Origin of the sequence: Flavobacterium macacae (genome assembly GCF_003865365.1) — a bacterium.
GTDB classification, from domain to species: Bacteria; Bacteroidota; Bacteroidia; order Flavobacteriales; family Flavobacteriaceae; genus Flavobacterium; species Flavobacterium macacae.
Window position 1 is genome coordinate 116,795 of sequence record NZ_RQVR01000009.1, and the last position, 20,733, is coordinate 137,527.

At 36.3% G+C, this 20,733-nt stretch carries 18 protein-coding genes and 1 riboswitch; of the genes, 15 read left to right on the forward strand and 3 right to left on the reverse strand.

Going from position 1 to position 20,733, the window contains the following annotated elements:
• Positions 1–1,251 carry a methionine adenosyltransferase gene (gene metK / locus EG849_RS09255; RefSeq protein ID WP_125012799.1) on the reverse strand — a complete coding sequence of 417 codons (1,251 nt, stop codon included), beginning with the start codon at positions 1,249–1,251 and terminating at the stop codon, positions 1–3.
• A gap of 748 nt (positions 1,252–1,999) precedes the next feature.
• Here metK and EG849_RS09260 point away from each other — a divergent pair.
• The 8 genes from EG849_RS09260 (at position 2,000) to EG849_RS09295 (ending at position 11,883) form a co-directional block, all read left to right on the forward strand.
• On the forward strand, positions 2,000–2,422 hold the full coding sequence (locus EG849_RS09260; protein ID WP_125012800.1) for an OsmC family protein: 423 nt from the start codon (positions 2,000–2,002) through the stop codon (positions 2,420–2,422).
• 217 nt (positions 2,423–2,639) lie between these two features.
• Entirely contained in the window at positions 2,640–3,164 is a 525-nt protein-coding gene (locus EG849_RS09265) for a hypothetical protein (RefSeq protein WP_125012801.1), read from the forward strand.
• Positions 3,165–3,232: 68 nt separating this feature from the next.
• Positions 3,233–3,335, forward strand: a riboswitch (SAM riboswitch).
• Between the two features lie 238 nt (positions 3,336–3,573).
• A complete protein-coding gene (locus EG849_RS09270) occupies positions 3,574–4,572 on the forward strand; it encodes a homocysteine S-methyltransferase family protein (RefSeq protein WP_125012802.1) in 999 nt (332 codons plus the stop codon).
• A 22-nt stretch (positions 4,573–4,594) separates the two neighbouring features.
• Positions 4,595–7,687, forward strand: coding sequence for a vitamin B12 dependent-methionine synthase activation domain-containing protein (locus tag EG849_RS09275; RefSeq protein WP_125012803.1), 3,093 nt, complete (start codon positions 4,595–4,597; stop codon positions 7,685–7,687).
• 75 nt (positions 7,688–7,762) lie between these two features.
• Positions 7,763–8,719, forward strand: coding sequence for a methylenetetrahydrofolate reductase [NAD(P)H] (gene metF / locus EG849_RS09280; RefSeq protein WP_125012804.1), 957 nt, complete (start codon positions 7,763–7,765; stop codon positions 8,717–8,719).
• A 59-nt stretch (positions 8,720–8,778) separates the two neighbouring features.
• Positions 8,779–9,885, forward strand: a complete 1,107-nt coding sequence (locus EG849_RS09285; protein ID WP_125012805.1) for an acyloxyacyl hydrolase — start codon at positions 8,779–8,781, stop codon at positions 9,883–9,885.
• Between the two features lie 13 nt (positions 9,886–9,898).
• Positions 9,899–10,981: an acyloxyacyl hydrolase gene (locus EG849_RS09290; RefSeq protein WP_125012806.1), complete on the forward strand. Its 1,083-nt coding sequence runs from the start codon at positions 9,899–9,901 to the stop codon at positions 10,979–10,981.
• Positions 10,982–11,133: 152 nt separating this feature from the next.
• Positions 11,134–11,883 carry a head GIN domain-containing protein gene (locus EG849_RS09295; protein ID WP_125012807.1) on the forward strand — a complete coding sequence of 250 codons (750 nt, stop codon included), beginning with the start codon at positions 11,134–11,136 and terminating at the stop codon, positions 11,881–11,883.
• A 3-nt stretch (positions 11,884–11,886) separates the two neighbouring features.
• On the opposite strand, the gene EG849_RS09300 is transcribed toward EG849_RS09295, so the two are convergent.
• Together EG849_RS09300 and gldA are read right to left on the reverse strand one after the other, a co-directional pair.
• Positions 11,887–12,282, reverse strand: coding sequence for a hypothetical protein (locus EG849_RS09300; RefSeq protein WP_125012808.1), 396 nt, complete (start codon positions 12,280–12,282; stop codon positions 11,887–11,889).
• Positions 12,283–12,295: 13 nt separating this feature from the next.
• Complete coding sequence (gldA, locus tag EG849_RS09305; protein ID WP_125012809.1) at positions 12,296–13,192, reverse strand: gliding motility-associated ABC transporter ATP-binding subunit GldA; 897 nt, start codon at positions 13,190–13,192, stop codon at positions 12,296–12,298.
• A gap of 335 nt (positions 13,193–13,527) precedes the next feature.
• On the opposite strand from gldA, the gene EG849_RS09310 reads away from it, so the two are divergent.
• The 7 genes from EG849_RS09310 (at position 13,528) to EG849_RS09340 (ending at position 20,731) form a co-directional block, all read left to right on the forward strand.
• On the forward strand, positions 13,528–14,358 hold the full coding sequence (locus tag EG849_RS09310) for a prephenate dehydratase (protein ID WP_125012810.1): 831 nt from the start codon (positions 13,528–13,530) through the stop codon (positions 14,356–14,358).
• Between the two features lie 3 nt (positions 14,359–14,361).
• Entirely contained in the window at positions 14,362–15,543 is a 1,182-nt protein-coding gene (locus EG849_RS09315; protein ID WP_125012811.1) for a pyridoxal phosphate-dependent aminotransferase, read from the forward strand.
• 82 nt (positions 15,544–15,625) lie between these two features.
• Complete coding sequence (locus tag EG849_RS09320; protein ID WP_125012812.1) at positions 15,626–16,708, forward strand: bifunctional 3-deoxy-7-phosphoheptulonate synthase/chorismate mutase type II; 1,083 nt, start codon at positions 15,626–15,628, stop codon at positions 16,706–16,708.
• Between the two features lie 132 nt (positions 16,709–16,840).
• Positions 16,841–17,143 (forward strand): YfaP family protein, encoded by a 303-nt coding sequence (locus EG849_RS09325; RefSeq protein ID WP_233581772.1) that lies wholly within the window; start codon positions 16,841–16,843, stop codon positions 17,141–17,143.
• Positions 17,144–17,256: 113 nt separating this feature from the next.
• Complete coding sequence (gene rsgA, locus EG849_RS09330) at positions 17,257–18,243, forward strand: ribosome small subunit-dependent GTPase A (protein ID WP_125012813.1); 987 nt, start codon at positions 17,257–17,259, stop codon at positions 18,241–18,243.
• 74 nt (positions 18,244–18,317) lie between these two features.
• Positions 18,318–18,770, forward strand: a complete 453-nt coding sequence (dtd, locus tag EG849_RS09335; protein ID WP_125012814.1) for a D-aminoacyl-tRNA deacylase — start codon at positions 18,318–18,320, stop codon at positions 18,768–18,770.
• Positions 18,771–18,823: 53 nt separating this feature from the next.
• Entirely contained in the window at positions 18,824–20,731 is a 1,908-nt protein-coding gene (locus EG849_RS09340; protein ID WP_125012815.1) for a DUF3857 domain-containing protein, read from the forward strand.
• Positions 20,732–20,733: the final 2 nt, after the last annotated feature.

Consider the following 20,733-nt stretch of genomic DNA (forward strand, 5'->3'; position numbering starts at 1 on the left):
TTAAATCCCAAAAGCACTTTTCACTTGATCCACAAAGTCTAATTTCTCCCAAGTAAACAATTCTACTTCAACGGTTTTTGTAAGCCCGCCCGGAGCAGAAAAAGTTTTTGTAACCTTTTCTGGAGTTCTTCCCATGTGTCCATAAGCGGCAGTCTCGCTGTAGATAGGATTTCTCAATTTCAATCTCTGTTCAATGAAATAAGGACGCATATCAAAAATAGCTTCTACTTTTTTGCTGATTTCGCCATCCGTTAAATTCACTTTCGAAGTTCCGTAAGTTACCACGTTGATAGAAGTTGGTTTTGCAACCCCAATGGCGTAGGAAACTTGAACCAAAACTTCGTCGCATACTCCAGCAGCAACCAAGTTTTTAGCGATGTGGCGTGTAGCATAAGCCGCACTTCTGTCCACTTTACTTGGGTCTTTTCCAGAGAAAGCGCCACCGCCGTGGGCTCCTTTGCCACCATACGTGTCAACGATAATTTTTCTTCCGGTCAAGCCAGTATCGCCGTGCGGTCCTCCAATTACGAATTTCCCGGTTGGATTGATGTGGTAGGTAATTTGGTCATTGAATAAATGGGCATATTGAGGATATTTTGCCTTCACTCTTGGAATCAGGATAGAAACCAAATCTGATTTGATTTTCGCCAGCATTGCTGCTTCTTCAGCAAAATCATCGTGCTGTGTAGAAATTACAATAGCATCAATTCGTTGGGGTTTGTTATCGTCAGAATATTCTAAAGTTACTTGCGATTTTGCATCCGGACGCAAATACGTAATTTCAGCATTTTCTCTTCTCAAATTAGCTAATTCTTTCAACAAGGCATGCGATAAATCCAACGCCAAAGGCATATAGTTTTCCGTTTCGTTAGTTGCATAACCAAACATCATTCCTTGGTCTCCGGCGCCTTGCTCTTCTTTGCTAGCCCTGTCAACACCTTGGTTGATGTCTGCAGATTGCTCGTGAATAGCCGAAAGAATGCCGCAAGAATTTGCCTCAAACATATATTCGCTCTTCGTGTAGCCAATTTTTCTAATTACTTCCCTCGCAATATGTTGAACGTCAAGATAGGTGTTTGATTTCACTTCACCAGCCAAAATTACTTGTCCGGTTGTTACCAAAGTTTCACAAGCTACTTTTGATTCCGCATCAAAAGCCAAGAAATTATCAATTAGTGCATCAGAAATTTGGTCAGCAATTTTATCTGGATGTCCTTCGCTCACAGACTCTGACGTAAATAAATAAGCCATAAATTTTTTATTTTTTTGGAATCAGAAAATTTGTCGGAAAGGCTAAAGGAGAGTTTTTCTGCTTTAGCATTTTTGTGATACAAAGTATCAGAGGTTGCAATCAGTTCAAATTTTTCCTCTTCTAGATTTCGACTGCAAATGTATGAAATGGAATTGACTTGCAAATTATTCTTAACTTTTTTTTCTGTCAAATGTTAAAATCTAAAAAACTAAATACGTAGTATTTAAATATATATAGCAACACCTCTAAATGTTAAAGTTTGTTTTTTTTGATTGCAAATTCAAAATTTGTTCTGAAGTTTGCAGTATCAAAATGAAAGAAAAAATGAAAATTATTATTTGTCATATGTATTGCAAAATGTGGAACATTCCCGCAGAGCGAACTAGTGCCAAATTTTAATTTTTTTAAAATATATAGCAAAAAGCCTCTGCCGAAAACAGAGGCTTTTTTTTTGGAATAAATTAAAAATATCAGAATTGAAATTCTCTATTAGCTAACTCAACCATTTCAATTCTCCTCCTCAGAAAATTATTTTTTTTGGGGAGGTAAAAATAAAATTATGAAGACAACGATTATTATTATCTCTAAAAAACAAATGTGGATGTATTGCCGCCCAATGCTCCATTACCAAAAGACAACGACTTAATCTCTGTTTATATTCAAGTGTAAAGTCCTTTTGGTAAGCCAGCCAAAAGGACTTTTTTATTTTATCTAAATACTCAATTAAAAATCTCAATACCCAAAATTATGAAAGCGATAAATGTTTTAGGATACTCAAGAAACAACGAACAATTCGTTGTAAAAACTCAAAATGCTGACGTTAGAATCAGCAATAACAATAGATTTCCAGAATTAGATGGGCCAAGTCCGTTTGAATATATCCTTGCCGGATTTGCGGGATGCATCAATGCTGTAGGTCAAAATGTAGCCGCAGAATTAGGAATAAATCTAAAATCATTACAAATAGAAATCACCGGAACCGTGAGCCAGGAAGAGAGAATCGGTTTCAGTAAAATTGAAATTGTACTAAAACCAACAACAGACGCCTCTTTAAAATTATTGCAGGCGTGGTTGAAATTAGTACAGCAAAAAAGCCCGGTTTATGACAATTTAATCAATCCCACTCCCGTCGAATTGATTTTGTTCAAAGAATATAATTACGCCGCATAGCGCAAATTACCGCATTGTTTAAGTTTGTTTTATTGTTTGTTTGTTGAAAAGACTGCTTTTGATTGCCAGTCAAAAGCAGTTCTTTTTTTATTTAGAAAATAGAAATTAGGCAATAGCCAAGCGTAAAAAGAATTAGTGAAAATTCAGGCAATCGTGGCAAAACGGCAATCAAAAAAATCATTGGAATCTTTTAATTCGTAGAAAAAAAACCAAAAATATGTCAATAAAAAAAATAAACATCATCCTTTTCGGAATCGAATCCGTCGGGAGTGCTCTCATAAACCAAGTTCTGAAATCACAAGAAAATCTTTTGCAAGAAAATAATCTTGATCTAAGACTTCCAATAATCACCAATTCAACAGTCGCTTTTTTCGAAAAGCCAACTGTCAAAAATTCGTGGGAAGCCAATTTCATGCAATTCGCCATTCCGTTCAAAGTAGAAGACATCATCCACTTTGTTCAAGAAAATAAACTCGAAAACCTAATTGCAGTCGACACCACAGAAACCCAAGAAATCATCCAAGAATATTTCGAATTATTGCAAAACGATTTTGATATCATTTCTGTAAATCCAGCAATGGAAACACTTTCGGCTGACTTCAATGTCGCCATCAACGCAGTTCAAAAGAAAGAATCAAAAGAGTTTAAGTACATCAAAGCCAGTCAAAAGCATCAACCGCAAGAAATTTTAAGCGCAATTATACAGCTTGCCGAAAATCCAATCTTGAAAATCGCCGTTTAAAATTTTCAAAATCCAGTTGCAAAACCCAGGTAAATTCCCTTACTTTGCAACGTTCATACACTTATTGACAGTTATCACGAAAGGCCGAGGGATTAGACCCATTGAAGCCTTAGCAACCCTTTATCACTAAAGAAGGTGCTACATTCTACCATTTTTTTGGATAGATAACACAACGAAATACACTCTATTTCCTCACTTTTCCTGACAACATATCGATATTATAATTTTTTTTTTAGAAGCGAATGGCCGTTGCTTTTTCAGCAATCCATTTTCCCGCTTTCCGCTACAATAAAAAAATTTCTAAAGAAGAAATTTTTTTGATTGCCGCTGCAATCGGGGCTATCTGAAAAAAGGTATTGAACTTTTGGTTTCAACAGAACCATTGTGTAACAATTAGTACCGAAAAAAAATGTCAGACATTCACAAAGCAATACAAGAAAGAATCCTCGTCCTTGACGGAGCAATGGGAACAATGTTGCAACGCTATAATTTCTCAGAAGAAGATTTTCGAGGCGAAAGATTCAAAGATTTTCCACATCCGTTAAAAGGAAACAATGATTTGTTGTCATTGACCCAACCCGAAGCGATCAAAGACGTGCACCGCCAATATTTGGAAGCCGGAGCCGATATCGTGGAAACCAACACTTTTTCAGGAACCACCATCGGAATGGCCGATTACCATCTCGAAGATTTGGTTTATGAACTAAACTACGAATCAGCAAAATTAGCCAGAGAAGTCGCTGACGAATTCACTGCAAAAAATCCAGACAAGCGCCGTTTCGTCGCAGGTTCCATCGGTCCAACAAACAGAACAGCAAGCATGTCGCCAGACGTGAACGATCCGGGTTACCGCGCTGTGAGTTTTGACGATTTAAGAATGGCGTACAAACAGCAAGTCGAAGCGTTGCTTGATGGCGGTTCCGATATTTTATTGGTCGAAACTATTTTTGATACTTTAAATGCGAAAGCAGCATTATTCGCCATCGAAGAAGTGAAAGAAGAACGAAATCTTGAGGTTCCAATAATGGTTTCTGGTACGATTACCGATGCTTCCGGCAGAACACTTTCCGGGCAAACGGTCGAAGCTTTTTTGATTTCAATTTCCCACATTCCGTTATTAAGCGTTGGATTTAATTGCGCTTTAGGAGCTGACCAATTAAAACCTTATCTGCAACGGCTTTCGCATAATACGGCCTTCAATATTTCGGCGCATCCCAATGCGGGTTTGCCCAATGCTTTTGGGCAATACGACCAAACTCCCGAAGAAATGCAGGCCCTAATCAGAGAATATCTGGAAGATAATTTGATCAATATAATAGGAGGATGTTGCGGTACCAATCCAGAACACATTCGCCTGATTGCCGAAGTGGCAAAAGAATACCAACCAAGAATAGTAGAACCAGTCTAGAAACTGCAGAAAAAAACACAAAATGGCAGATGTCGATTTTAAAAAATATTTAAAATTATCAGGTCTTGAACCTTTAATTATAACGCCTGAAAGTATTTTCGTGAATGTAGGCGAGCGTACAAACGTAACCGGTTCCCGAAAATTCTTGCGTTTAATTAAAGAAGAAAAGTATGAAGAAGCGCTTGATATTGCCCGAGCTCAAGTAGAAGGCGGTGCGCAGATCATCGACATTAATATGGATGAAGGAATGCTTGATGGTGTTCATGCAATGACCACTTTCCTTAATTTAATTGCATCAGAACCCGATATTTCTCGAGTTCCGGTGATGATTGATAGCTCTAAATGGGAGATTATCGAAGCCGGTTTGAAAATCGCCCAAGGAAAAAGTGTCGTTAATTCTATCAGTTTAAAAGAAGGCGAAGAAAATTTTATACGTCAGGCAAAATTGATTAAAAAATATGGCGCTGCGGTAATCGTAATGGCTTTTGACGAAGTCGGCCAAGCCGATAATTTCCAAAGAAGAATTGAAATTTGCAAAAGATCGTATGATGTTTTGGTTGACAAAGTCGGATTTCCTGCGGAAGATATTATTTTCGATCCCAATATTTTTCCAGTTGCAACCGGAATGGAAGAACACCGTCAAAATGCGGTTGATTTTTTCAGGGCGACAAGATGGATCAAGGAAAATCTTGCGTATGCGAGTGTCAGCGGTGGCGTGAGCAATGTCTCGTTTTCCTTTCGTGGAAACGATAGGGTTCGTGAAGCGATGCACTCGGTTTTTTTATACCACGCTGTCAATAACGGAATGACAATGGGAATCGTAAATCCAGAAATGCTAGAGATTTATGACCAAATCCCGAAAGATTTATTAGAACACGTCGAAGATGTTTTGCTCGATAAAAGAGACGATGCCACCGAAAGATTGTTGGCTTTCGCCGAAAATATTAAAGGAGATACCAAAGAAGTCACTGAAAAACAAGCTCAAGAATGGCGCTCGTTTCCAATTCAAGAAAGATTGACACACGCTTTGGTCAGGGGAATCGATGAATTTATCGAATTGGATATCGAAGAAGCACGACAATTAGCAAAAAAACCAATCGAAGTTATTGAAATAAATCTGATGACCGGAATGAATGTCGTTGGAGATTTATTCGGAAGCGGAAAAATGTTTTTGCCACAAGTAGTGAAATCGGCACGTGTTATGAAAAAAGCTGTTGCCTATTTGCTACCTTTTATTGAAGCTGAAAAACGCCCCCCGGCCCCCAAAGGCGGAGTAAAGGCTACTGAATATTGGCAGACTGCAAATCCATTAAATTATGGCTTATTAAAAAACTATGCCTTTGAAATGAGAAACAAACCTACAGAAGCTGAAAAAATACTGTGGTTTGCTTTGAGTAATAAAAAATTAGCAGGATTTAAATTTAGAAGACAGCATATTATTGGAAATTACATTACTGATTTTATATGTCTGAAAGAAAATTTAATCATTGAAGTGGATGGAGGAATTCATCAATTGCCAGAAAATCAAGCCTCTGATGAAGAGAGAACAAAATGGCTAAATAGTGAAGGTTATCGTGTAGTTCGATTTACTAACGAAGAGATTCTATTTAATACAGAAAAATCTTTAGATAAGATTTTGGCAATCTTGGAAGCTCCCCCTTCGGGGGCGGGGGGGGCTGGAAAAGTTCTAATGGCAACTGTAAAAGGCGATGTACACGATATCGGAAAAAATATTGTAGCCGTAGTTTTAGGTTGTAATAATTATGAAATTATAGATTTGGGCGTAATGGTACCGCCAGAAAAAATCATCCAAACGGCCATTGAAGAAAAAGTCGATATCATCGGATTGAGCGGTTTGATTACGCCTTCTTTGGACGAAATGGTGTATTTGGCAAAACAAATGGACAAGCAAAATGTCAGTATTCCGATAATGATTGGCGGTGCTACAACTTCGCGAGCACACACGGCCGTGAAGATTGCGCCAGAATACCGCCAGACGGTCGTTCACGTAAATGATGCCTCTCGAGCGGTTGCTGTTGCTGGAAATTTGATTAATAAAAACACCAATCAAGATTATTTTAAAAGTCTCCGATCTGAATATGAAGAACTTCGTGAAGGCTATTTAAACCGAAGCCGTGACAAAAATTTCTTGAATATTGAAGAAGCTCGAAAAAACAAATTGCAATTGGATTGGAAAAATTTCAATCCTGTAAAACCGAACTTCATCGGGGCAAAAACCATTGATGTAAAACTGGAAGAATTGGTTGATTTCATTGACTGGACACCATTTTTCAGAACTTGGGATTTACACGGAAAATATCCAAATATCTTGACCGATGAAGTTGTTGGCGAACAAGCCGTAATTTTATTCAACGATGCTCAAAAAATGCTGAAACAATTATTGGAAGAAAATTGGCTGGAAGCAAAAGGAATTTATGGCATTTTCCCAGCGAATCAAATCAACGATGATGATATCGAATTGACTGATAAAAACGGAAATTACCTGCAGACTTTTCTGACTCTGAGACAGCAATCAGCCAAAACAAAAGGCGCTCCAAATATCGCCTTGTCTGATTTTATTGCTCCAAAAGATTCTGGAATTACTGATTACATGGGTGCTTTTTGTGTCACAACCGGTTTTGGAGTGGACGAAAAAGCTTCTGAATTTGAGAGAAATTTAGACGATTATAATTCGATTATGGTCAAAGCTCTTGGTGATCGTTTTGCCGAAGCTTTTGCCGAATACCTGCATAAAAAAATCAGGAAAGAAATCTGGGGATATGCTTCTGATGAGGTTTTGAATAACGAAGCTTTAATCAAAGAAGAATATAAAGGAATTCGTCCCGCACCAGGATATCCTGCCTGTCCCGACCATTTGGAAAAGCCAACCATCTGGAAATTATTGAATGTAGAACAAGAAATAGGAGTAACCTTGACTGAAAGTATGGCCATGTGGCCGGCTTCTTCAGTTTCAGGATATTATTTCGGAAATCCAGAAAGTAAATATTTCGGATTAGGAAAAATCAAAAAAGACCAAGTAGAAAGTTACGCCAAACGAAGAAGCGTTTCGTATGATTATGCCGAAAAATGGCTCAACCCAAATATTGCAGATTAAAAAAATAGTTTAAAGTTTAAGGTTTAAAGTTGGAAAGGCCTGAACTTTTTCCCTAAACCCAACACCGAAAAATAAATGAAAGTAACCGAACATATCCAAAACGCCAACGGAAAACCATTGTTTTCCTTCGAAATATTGCCTCCGTTAAAAGGGCAAAATATCCAATCTATTTTTGATGCGATTGATCCGTTGATGGAATTCAAACCGCCGTTTATTGATGTGACGTACCATCGAGAAGAATACGAATACAAAGAATTGCCAAGCGGTTTGTTAGAGAAAAAAGTCGTAAAAAAGCGTCCGGGAACGGTTGGGATTTGTTCTGCCATTCAAAATAAATACCAAGTTGATGCGATTCCGCACATTCTTTGTGGCGGATTTACAAAAGAAGATACCGAGAATTTTTTGATTGATTTGGATTTTCTCGGAATCCAAAATGTAGTCGCGTTGCGTGGCGATGCCGTTAAAAATGAAACCTATTTTAAACCTGAAAAAGAAGGAAATCATTACGCGACAGAATTGGTAACGCAGATTTCAAATTTGAATACCGGAATTTATTTAGACGATGAATTGCAAAATTCTTCTGCCACAAATTTCTGCATCGGCGTGGCCGGATATCCTGAAAAACATATGGAAGCACCAAGTTTAGACAGCGATATTTATTTCTTGAAGCAAAAAATTAAAAGCGGGGCTTCCTACATTATTACCCAAATGTTTTTTGACAACAAAAAGTTTTTCGACTTCGTGGCCAAATGCAGAAAAGAAGGAATCACGGTTCCAATTATTCCAGGATTAAAACCAATTGGGACTAAAAAACAGTTGAATTTGGTACCTCACCGTTTTAAAGTGGATATTCCTGACGAGCTGATTATGTCAGTGGTCCGCGCAGAAACTCCCGAAGCGGTAAAACAAATCGGAATCGAGTGGTGCATTAACCAAAGCAAGGAATTAATCAAAGAAGGAATTTCGGTTTTGCATTATTATTCTATGGGAAAAGCCGAAAATATAAAGGCAATAGCAAAAGAAGTATTTTAACGAAATCTTGCAAGCTTATTTTATTTGGTTATTTTTGGCAACGCTAACCCGAAACAATAGTGTTACCAAAGAAAATCCATTTTTTAGTTCTTCTTTTTTCTATCGTTGCTTTTTCCCAAGAGCAATCAGGTAAATTTACCGTGGATGCCAATTATTTCTACGGAAATATTTTGTCCCACAACAACACCATTCGGCATTTGATTACAGAACATCCCGAAGGAATCTTGATCAGTTTCAATAAAAAAACTTTTGGCGAAAAAGAATGGCAATCGGCGTATAACTTCCCAGATTATGGCGCTTCGTTTCATTATGAAAACACAAAAAATGAAACTTTAGGCGATTTATATGGCTTGTATGGTCATTATAATTTCTACTTTTTAAACCGAAATTTGATGTTTCGCGTTGGCCAGGGAATTTCGTACAACACTAATCCTTACGATAAAAATACCAATTTCCGCAATTTGGCTTACGGTTCCAGCTGGATGCCTTCCACTTATTTGATGCTGAATTATAAGAAAGAAAACCTCTTTAAAAACATCGGTGTCCAAGCCGGAATCAGTTTTTTTCATCATTCCAATGCTAATTTCCAATCGCCAAATACCAGCACAAATACGGTGGCTTTAAATCTTGGAATGAATTATTCTTTTGAGAAAAGTGAAAGCAATAAGCGTTTTACAAGACTTTACGACACAATTATAAATTACAAGAAAGAACCAATTAAATTTAATATTTCTTTCAGAACCGGAATTAACGAAAGTGACATCATCAACAGTGGACAGTTTCCGTTTTATGTACTTTCTGCAAATATTGACAAACGTCTTTCACGAAAAAGTGCCCTTCAATTCGGAACCGATTTTTTCTTAATGAAATACCTCGATGAATACATCAAATTCAAATCGGTAGCTTATCCAAACGAACATATTTCAAGAGATACAGATTACAAAAGAATCGGTATTTTCGTAGGGCATGAGCTTTTTGTAAACCGTTTTTCAATTGAAGCCCAGGCCGGATATTACGTCTATTCGCCATTTAAATTCCTCGGTCCTTTTTACCAAAGAGTCGGCTTGAAATATTATGCATCAGACCAGATATTTGCCTCAATGTCATTAAAAACGCACGGAGCAAAAGCCGAAGCATTAGAGTTTGGTGTTGGAGTACGATTGTAATAAACGCCGAAATATGAAAAAAATAATTTTTTTAATTCTTTTCCCGCTACTTGCATTTTCGCAAGATAAAAACAGCGGTTTTAATGTAGATATAAATAATTTTTACGGAAAAATTTTAAACCACAGCGATCACATTTCGCACCTAACAAATCAAAGTCCTGAAGGTGTTTTTATCAGTTTCAACAAAAAAACATTTGGGAAAAAATCTTGGGAATCGCTTTTCAATTACCCAGATTATGGACTTTCTTTTCAATACCAAAACAATAAAAATGAAATTCTGGGAGATTTATACGGTTTTTACGCACATTACAACTTTTACTTTCTGAAGCAAAATTTAATGGTGCGAGTTGCCCAAGGTGTTGCTTACAACACAAATCCGTATGATGCGCAAACCAATCCGCTGAATATGGCTTACGGCACGAATTTTATGCCCGCGACTTATTTTATGCTGAATTATAAAAAAGAAAATATTTGGAATAATCTCGGACTTCAAGCCGGTTTGTCCTTTTTTCATCATTCAAATGCCAATTTAAGAACACCAAATACCAGCACAAATACGTTGGCAATTAACCTAGGAGCCGTGTACAGTTTTGAAAAAAGCATAGAAAACAACTATCAAAAAAATACCGATTCCATAAAATTTACCGAGCCGTTACGATACAATTTAGCCTTCAGAACTGGTTTTACAGAAAGTGACGCGATCGGAACGGGACAATTTCCATTTTACGTTTTCTCAGGTTATGTCGATAAAAGACTGTCACGGAAAAGTGCCGTTCAATTTGGAGTAGACTTTTTTATGATGAAATATTTAGAGCAAAGTGTTCGATTTATTGCCGCCGTAAAACCAGAAGTCAGTCCAGATACCGATTACCGAAAAGGCGGTATTTTCATCGGCCACGAATTATTCATCAACAAATTTACTGTCGAAACACAATTCGGCTATTACGCTTACCGACCGCTCGATTATCTCGACCCCGTTTACCAGCGACTCGGCTTAAAATATTATATTGCAAAGCAAATTTCATTGGGCGTCAGCTTAAAAACCCACATGGCAAAAGCCGAAGCAATGGAATTTTCGCTCGCAGTCAGACTCTAAATTGGAAGCAAAACGGCAGTGAGAAATTAAACCATTTTCCTGCTTTCTGTAGTAGTTTTTTTTGAAGAAAAATCAAAAAAAAAGCTACTGCCGCCAATCGGGGCTAAGATTCAAACGTTAGGCATTTTTTTAAACTTTTCGACAAATACGCAATGCAAAAAACTACATTCAAAATACTAAGTTTCCTGTTTTTAATAGCACTTTTTTCTTGCGATTCAGAAAACGCACCCAATTGTTTTCGGACTTCGGGGACCAAAATTACCCAAGAAATCACCGTCGGGAGTTTCGATAGAATAAACATTTCACAAGGAATCGAATTAATAATTAAAGAAGGACCAGAAACAAAAGTAATGATCGAATCAGGTCAAAATTTAATAAGCGGAATCACCGCTGAAGTTTCTGAAGGGCAATTGTATTTACGAAATTCTAATGGATGTAATTGGGTTCGAGATTACAATGATACAAAGGTTTATGTCACAACGCCAACACTTGTCAATGTGTATTCTTCCTCACAATTCGGCGTGAAATCAGACGGGGTCTTAAGTTTTCCGGTTCTTACATTGCAATCAGGAATGTTTTCCAACACCGCTTCTGGAACATTTGAATTGGAGGTAAATTGCGGCGGTTTGACAGTCGAAGACAACGAAGCCACTTTTTTTAAAGTCACCGGAAATGTTGCAACTTTAAATGTGAATTTTTATGATGGTAACGCTCGTTTTGACGGTTCAAATTTAATTGCAGATCAAGTCCACTGTTTTCAAAGAAGTTCCAACGATATCATTGTAAATCCAATATCAAAAATATCAGGAACCATTTACAGCACCGGAAACATCGTCTTAAAAAACACGCCATCAATCATCGAAGTCACACAATTATACCAAGGGCATTTGATTTATCCTTAAAAATTATTTCGTGATTTCTTCGATGAAAGCGTGTGTTGAATTATTCTTGTTGTGGAAAATAACTTCAATTTTATCAAATTGCTTATAATTAGAGATTTCAGAACGGGTGTGAGCTAAAACCTTTTCGAGTTGTGGAGCTAGCACATTTTTAGATAGTTCTTTATCTGTAGATATGTGAACGTTAATACTTAAGATATTCGCACTAGATTTAGAGATTAATGTACGTGTAGACTTGTAAGTATAGTTTGCTGTTATGCTGTCGTAATCTGAAAGTTTTGTTTTAAAAACTTCCTTGTTTGACGTATATTCTGGGTAAGTTAATTGTGGTTTTGATTCAGATGTTGTACAACTTGAAAGCAGAAATAAGTTAAGTATTGAAAAATAAAATATTTTTTTCATGATTTTTGAAGTTTTAGTTTCTAGTAGCGTCTCTAAAAATAGCTTCTAAATTTTTGTTTTTTAAATTCAATTGTAAGGTTTTTAGGCCGTTATCGTGTGCGAAATCAAAAATCGCCGGACGCATATCCTTTGAAGTTGAAAAAGTCAGTTCCCAAATCATATCGTGCGTGTTGACGATCGAACTTAAATTAGGCAGTGTTTTTAACAATTGCTCTTCCACTTTGTAATCAAATTCTACTTCAATAACTTGTTCATTTTCATTCTTCAAGTTGCTGATTTTTTTATCAGTCACCAATTTTCCTTGGTTAATGATAATCACGCGGTCGCAAATCGCTTCCACTTCTTGCATAATATGTGTAGAAAGAAAAACCGTTTTGTCTTTTCCGATATTTTTAATCAATTCACGAATTTCAACCAATTGATTTGGATCCAAACCTGTGGTCGGTTCATCTAAAATCAACACATCAGGATTGTGCAATAAAGCCGTTGCCAAACCAACACGCTGGCGGTAACCTTTAGATAATTGCCCAATTTTTTTGTGGCTTTCAGGAGTCAAACCCGTCATTTGAATCACTTCGTCAATACGTGATTTTGCCACTTTATAAACGTCAGCATTAAAAGCCAAATACTCACGAACATACAAATCCAAATACAGCGGATTGTGTTCTGGCAAATAACCCACCGACTTTTGAACCTCTTTTTGAGAAGTCGAAACATCAAAACCATTTACCGAAGCTTTACCAGAATCTGACGTAATAAAAGTCGTTAAAATCTTCATCAAGGTCGATTTTCCGGCACCATTCGGACCTAAAAAACCAACGATTTCACCTTTTTGGATAGAAAAAGAAATGTTATCCAAGGCTTTTTGATTTCCGTAATTTTTTGAAATTGATGTAACTTCGATTGACATAATTTGTGATTTTGAACAAAAGTAATAAAAAGGAGTTATGAATTAGGAATTATGAGTTATGAATTGCGCTTTAGGAAAGGTAAAATCTAATTTCTAAATCGATGTAGTTTAAATATTTCCTAAAATTTCAAAAGCTTTTCTAAAACGTAAAATAAAATTTTCTACTTTAGCCAAATAACAAAACAAAAAATGCAAAGCAACCGTTTTTATTTTAGCAATTCTTTTTATTTCTGGAAACAGAAACGGGATTGTTGTGTTGTTATCTAAATAGAAAATATTTAATAAAATAATATAGAAATCCCGATGAAAGTCGGGATTTTTTTTTGCCCAAATTTATGGAAACAAAAATTGCAATTCAAGGAATCAGAGGTTCGTTTCACCATCAAGTTGCGAATGAATATTTCAGCGAAAGCTTGGAATTAGACGAATGTATGTCGTTTGATGCCTTGGTGAAAAGCCTTGTCGGAAACAAAACGCAGAAAGCGGTGATGGCTTTAGAGAATTCTATTGCAGGTTCAATTATTCCAAATTATGCGCTGATCGACCGAAACAATTTGCACATAATCGGCGAATATTATTTGGACATCCACATGAATTTGATGGTGTTGCCTGGACAGAAAATAGAAGATATTATTGAAGTGCATTCGCATCCAATTGCCCTTTTGCAATGTGGCGAATTCTTTAAGAATTACCCAAATATCAAGTTGGTTGAAAGCGTTGATACGGCAGAAACAGCGCAAAGAATTCAAGAAAACCAATTGAAAAATATTGCGGCAGTTGCCAGTCCGATTGCGGCACAATTATTTGGTTTGGATATTTTGGCTTCTGGAATTCATACGATAAAAAGCAACAAAACGCGCTTCGTGATTTTAAAAACAGAGAACAAAGTGTTGCCAAAAGAAGAAATCAACAAAGCATCGATAAAGTTTGAATTAGACGATACTCCGGGAAGTTTGGCTACGATTCTAAATGTGATGAACAATTGCAAATTGAACTTGACCAAAATCCAGTCGATGCCGATAATTGAGACGCCTTTTCAGTATTCTTTTTTTGTGGATGTGGTTTTTGAAAAATACAAGCATTATGAAAAAGCGAAGAATATTTTGCAATTGATGACCACCCATTTTAAGGTTTTGGGAGAATACAAAAACGGAAGAAAAGATTAGATTATGAGTACTGCAATTATAGATAACGACCTGGTTTTGGAAAAAGGATTCGCCAACCGCTTGAACACCGTGGAGGAATATTACTTTTCGAAGAAACTTCGTGAAGTGCGACAAATGCTTTTTGAAGGAAAGCCAGTCATCAATATGGGAATTGGAAGTCCTGATTTATTGCCTCCGAAAAGCGCCGTTGAAGCGATGAAGAATGCAATGGACGATGAAAAAGCACACGAATACCAAAGCTATCAAGGATTACCGGAATTACGAAAAGGATTTGCCGATTTCTATGAAAAGCAGTTTGATGTTTCGTTGGATTTAAATTCCGAAATTTTGCCTTTGATGGGTTCCAAAGAAGGAATTATGCACATTTCATTGGCTTTTTTAAACGAAGGTGATGAGGTTTTGATTCCAAATCCGGGATATCCGACCTATGCTTCCGTGACAAATTTGGTTGGAGCAAAATCGGTTTTATATGATTTATCGGAAGAAAATAACTGGCAACCGAATTTAGATTTGTTGGAGAAAAAAGATTTATCGAAAGTGAAACTGATGTGGATCAATTATCCCAATATGCCAACGGGAGCAAATGGGAATTTAGATTTATTAGAGAAATTAATTGCTTTTGCCAAGAAACATCAGATTGTTTTGGTCAACGACAATCCGTATAGTTTTGTTTTAAATAACAATCCAATGTCGATTTTTCAAATGGAAGGAGCAAAAGATATTGCATTAGAATTAAATTCTTTGAGTAAAACCTTCAATATGTCTGGCTGGCGAATCGGAATGGTTTCGGGAAAAAAAGAATTCATCGATGCGATTTTAAAGGTGAAAAGTAATATGGACAGCGGGATGTTTTACGGAATCCAGAAAGGAGCGATCGAAGCCTTGAAATTAGGAAAAGAGTGGTTCGATTCGCAAAACTTGATTTATGAAAAAAGAAGAAAATTAATTTTTCAGTTGGCCGAAAAACTGAATTGCACGTATGATAAAAAAGCTGTCGGGATGTTTGTTTGGGCAAAATTACCTTTAGAAATAAATTCGTCAGAAGAATTCATTGATGCGATTTTAATCGAAAAAAACATTTTCATCACACCTGGAACTATTTTCGGAAGCAATGGAGAAGGTTACATCAGATTTTCGTTGTGCATTAAAGAAGAAAAAATTCAAGAAGCGATAAAAAGGCTTTAAATAAAAACCTTTGCAGACTTTGGTTAAAACAAAAACTAAATAATAACTAACTTTGGGAACTCCAAAGAAATCAAAAATAAAAATGGAAAATTCAAAACAATTAAGAACGTGGTTAGATGATTTCAATTTGTCTCATCCATTAGTAATAGCGGGACCTTGCAGTGCAGAAACCGAAGAGCAAGTGTTGAAAATTGCTCACGAATTAAAAAATTCTGACGTCAGCATTTACCGTGCAGGAATCTGGAAGCCAAGAACGCGTCCGGGTGGTTTTGAAGGCGTTGGTGCCATCGGGTTAAAATGGCTCCAGAAAGCAAAAGCCGAAACAGGATTGCTGATGGCGACAGAAGTGGCGAACGCCAATCACGTGAAATTGGCTTTGGAACACGATATTGACGTTTTGTGGATTGGAGCGAGAACGACTGTAAATCCGTTTGCGGTTCAAGAAATTGCAGACGCGTTGAAAAATACCGATAAAATCGTCTTGGTGAAAAATCCAGTTAATCCAGATTTGGCTTTGTGGCTTGGCGGTGTGGAACGTTTGTACAACGCCGGAATCAAGAAATTAGGCGTAATCCACAGAGGATTTTCTACCTATGAAAAAACAAAATACAGAAATATTCCGGAATGGCAATTGGCAATTGAATTGCAAAACCGTTTTCCAGATTTGCCTTTGATTTGCGATCCGTCGCACATTACCGGAAAGCGCGATATGATTCAAGAAGTTTCGCAACAAGCGTTAGATTTGAATTATGACGGGTTGATTATCGAGACACACATTGATCCTGATAATGCTTGGAGCGATGCGTTACAACAAGTAACTCCGACGAAATTAAAGCAGATTTTTGAGGATTTGAAAGTACGGAAAGAAACCGAAGAAGGTTCTGATTACAATCAAAACTTGAGTCGCCTTCGTGTAGATATTGATGAATATGACACTAAAATTTTAGAAATTCTTGGAAAAAGAATGCAAGTTGCGGATAAAATCGGCGCGTTGAAAAAAGACAAAAATGTAGCTGTTTTGCAAAACAAAAGATGGAATGAGATCTTGGGGAAAATGATTTTAGAAGGAGAAGAAAAAGGCTTGAGTGAAGAGTTTATCTTGAGAATTTATAAGGCGATTCACCAAGAAAGTATCAGTCATCAGGAGAAAGTGATTAATTCTTAGCATTTTAATTGGATAAAAAAGAACCCGAAAGCATAACGTTTTCGGGTTTTTTTGTTTTTTTGAAAATAAATATTTTTTCGTCCCAACCTTTTTTACCAACTTGTGCTCTATAATAGTATAACAATCTAATTCTTGCAAAATGGAAACGATCATCAGCCAAATTATGGGCATAAAGATACCGAAGCTGGCGCACGGTTTTCAAAAGATTTTACACAAGGTTATGGACCAGAACAATATTTGATTCGAAATGCGATAAAAGGAAAATATCAAATCAAGACGAATTATTTCGGCGAAAGCCGATTGACAGAAAATGGTCCAGCAACGGTAATGGTTGAAATTTATATTACAAAAGCTGGAAAAACTTCTAAAACATTAAAAACAATTCAGTTGGGAAAAATAAAAGAGAACGAGATTTTAGCTAAAATTGTTTGGTAAGCATTTCTAAGTTCAATTTTTAAAGGCAAAATTACGCTGTTCACAAGTAAATAGCGTAATTTTGCCTTCTATGTTTTTTAGGAGAAATCTAAAATCTGAAATCTAAAATTTGAATGACAGGAATTGTTTATAAATCTACAGGAAGTTGGTACACCGTGAAATCGGAAAATGGCGATTTTATCGAATGCCGCATCAAAGGTAAATTCCGAATGAAAGGAATTAAAAGTACCAATCCCATTGCCGTTGGTGATGTTGTAGATTTTGAGTTGGATGAAACTTCGGATACTGTAACCGGAGTCATTCACAATATTCACGAAAGAAAGAATTATATCGTTCGAAAATCGGTGAATTTGTCACACCAAATGCATATTATTGCGTCCAATTTAGATTACGTTTTTCTATTAATTACAATAAATAATCCGCCGACAACTTTCAATTTTATCGATCGTTTTTTGGTTACTGCCGAGGCTTACGGAATCGAAACTATTTTGGTTTTCAATAAAATTGACACTTTAAAAGATGAGGTGCTTGATGACCAACTTTACATGCAATATGTGTATCAGCAAATTGGTTACAAATGTCTGCGCGTTTCTGCGGCAGAAGGAAAAGGAATTGATGAATTAAAAGAATTAATGATTGGAAAAACCACTATGTTTTCTGGACATTCTGGTGTTGGAAAATCAACTTTGGTCAATGCGATGGAACCGACTTTGCACTTAAAAACCAAAACAATTTCAGAGCAAAGTATGCAGGGGCAACACACGACGACTTTTGCAGAAATGTATGATTTGTCTTTTGGAGCAAAAATTATCGACACGCCCGGAATCAAAGGTTTTGGAATTGTCGATATGGAAAAATCTGAAATCAGCGGTTATTTCCCAGAGTTTTTTAAGTTGAAAGACCAATGCAAATTTAATAATTGCCTGCACAAAGACGAGCCAAAATGTGCCGTGAAAGAAGCGCTTGAAAAAGATGAAATTTCGTGGACGCGCTACAACAGCTACTTAAAAATCTTGGAGGGCGATGAAGACCATTACCGCACAGATGATTATGCCAACGAGCGAGCAGAAAGTGACGAAAACAGAAATAAACAATCTTAAAAATTGAGTTGCAAAGGCGTTACGTCTCTAAGACGCAAGTTCTTCCTTCAACCTAAAACCCTACACTTGAAAAAATGAAAGCCGTAATTCAAAGAGTATCTCAAGCTTCCGTAACGATCAATGGAGAAAAAGTCAGTGAAATTTCAAAAGGATTGCTGGTTTTAATCGGAATTGAAGATGCCGATGCTCAAGAAGATATTCAGTGGCTTTCATCAAAAATCGTCAATCTCCGAATCTTTGGAGATGACAATGAGGTGATGAATTTATCCGTAAAAGATTGTGACGGAGATATTATTGTGGTCAGCCAATTTACACTTCAGGCTTCTACCAAGAAAGGAAATCGCCCTTCGTATATCAAGGCTTCAAAACCAGAAATTGCGATTCCAATATATGAAAATTTTGTAAGACAAATGCAACTTGACTTAGGGAAGAAAATTCAGACAGGCGAGTTTGGTGCTGACATGAAAGTTTCGTTGTTAAATGACGGGCCAGTTACTATTATCATTGACACTAAAAATAAAGAGTAAATAAGTTGTAGATTAGAATAAATATTATATTTTTGGAAAATTAACTTTTTATTATGAAAAGAAATTTCCTCCACTTAGCTCTTTTTTTTCTTACATTTTTCTCTACTTTTGCTCAAGATGACACTTATCTGGTAGCTTCAATTTCTCCAGAATTAAAAGAAAATGCCAATGCTGTTGCTCGCTTGAGACAACGGGATATAAATATCACATCACGAAAATCAATGACGATTTTGACAAAAGATGTGGTTACTGTTTTAAATCAAAAAGGCTTGTCAAATGTTGGCGCATCGGAATATTTTGATAAATCGACAAAAATCAAATCCATTGAAGCGGTAATTTTAAATGCTTTTGGAAAAGAAATCAAAAAGATAAAAAGAAAAGATTTTTTAGAAAACTCGCTTTCGCAAGGATCTATAATTACGGATGGAAAAATTCTTTATATGGATTATACGCCTACGGAATATCCGTTTACGGTAGTTTTTCAAAGTGAAGTAGAATCTTCAAATACTGCATTTATACCAACTTGGAATGCAATTCAAAGTTCCTACGAAGGGGTGGAAAAAGCAACTTTAAATATTTCTTCTCTCCCAGAACTCAATTTTAAGTACAAAGATTTTAATATAGATGGCAATCAAAATATTGTAAAAGAAACAAAACTAAACGGTGTTTCTTACACTGCTATAAATTTAGTTTCGATCAAAGACGAAGAATATTCACCTTCTTACAGAAATTATATTCCGCACGTTTTATTCGGACTTGAAAATTTCAATCTTGAAGGTGTTGAAGGAACGGCTTCTAGTTGGAAAGATTTTGGCTCTTGGGTTTATGCGAGTTTGTTGGCTGGTACAGATGAAGTTCCTTGGGAGACTCAAGCAAAAATTAAAGCGCTTGTAGGAACTGAAAAAGATCCAATTAAAATAGCAAGAATTGTCTATCAATATGTTCAGAATAAAACCAGATATATAAGTATTCAATTGGGAATTGGCGGCTGGAAACCAATGTTGGCAAAAGACGTAGATCGCCTTGGTTATGGCGATTGCAAAGCGTTGACAAATTACACAAGAGCCTTGCTGAACGTCGTGGGTGTTCCTTCTTATTACACCATAATTTATGGTGACAGGCAAAAGCGAGACTTACGGGAAGATTTTGTTTCAATGCAAGGAAATCACGTGATTTTAGCGCTTCCGGTTGATGGAAAAATGTATTGGCTTGAGTGCACGAGCCAAACAAATCCTTTTGGTTTTCAAGGAGATTTTACTGACAATCGCTTGGCTTTAATTGTGACATCAGAAGGAGGTGAAATAGTAAGAACCCACGAATATATTGCTAAAGAAAATACTCAAATGGCGAATGGAAATTTTTCAATTGATGAAAACGGAAGCATTTCAGGATCTATTTTTATCAAGTCAAAAGGAACGCAGTATGACAATAAATTTTCAAACGGAAGTAAATCTGCGGATGATTTGAATAAGTTTTATAAATCGTATTTCAGTCACATCAACAATTTGAAATTGAAAAAAATTAATGTTGTTAATAATAAAGAGGAAGTAGAATTCTCAGAAGAAGTTCTATTAGAAGCAACTGAATACGCCAAAAAAAGCGGAGAAAGACTGATTTTTGCATTAAATGCTTACAACCCGGTTAGAGGAATTCCACAACGTTATAGAACAAGAATGAATCCGTTTGAAATTTCCAGAGGATTTTATGATTACGACGAAATCACTATTGATTTGCCTAAAGGTTTTATAATAGAAGCTAAACCAGATAACTTTGAAATAAAAGATAAATTCGGAGATTATAAGGCTGAATATGTGGTTTTAAATGAGAATCAACTGTTGTACAAAAGAACTTTTCAAACCAATTCGGGCTATTTTGATAAAAACGAATATGAAAATTTCAGAAAATTTCGTGAACAGGTTGCCAAAAGTGATAACTCAAAAATTGTACTAGTTAAGAATTAATA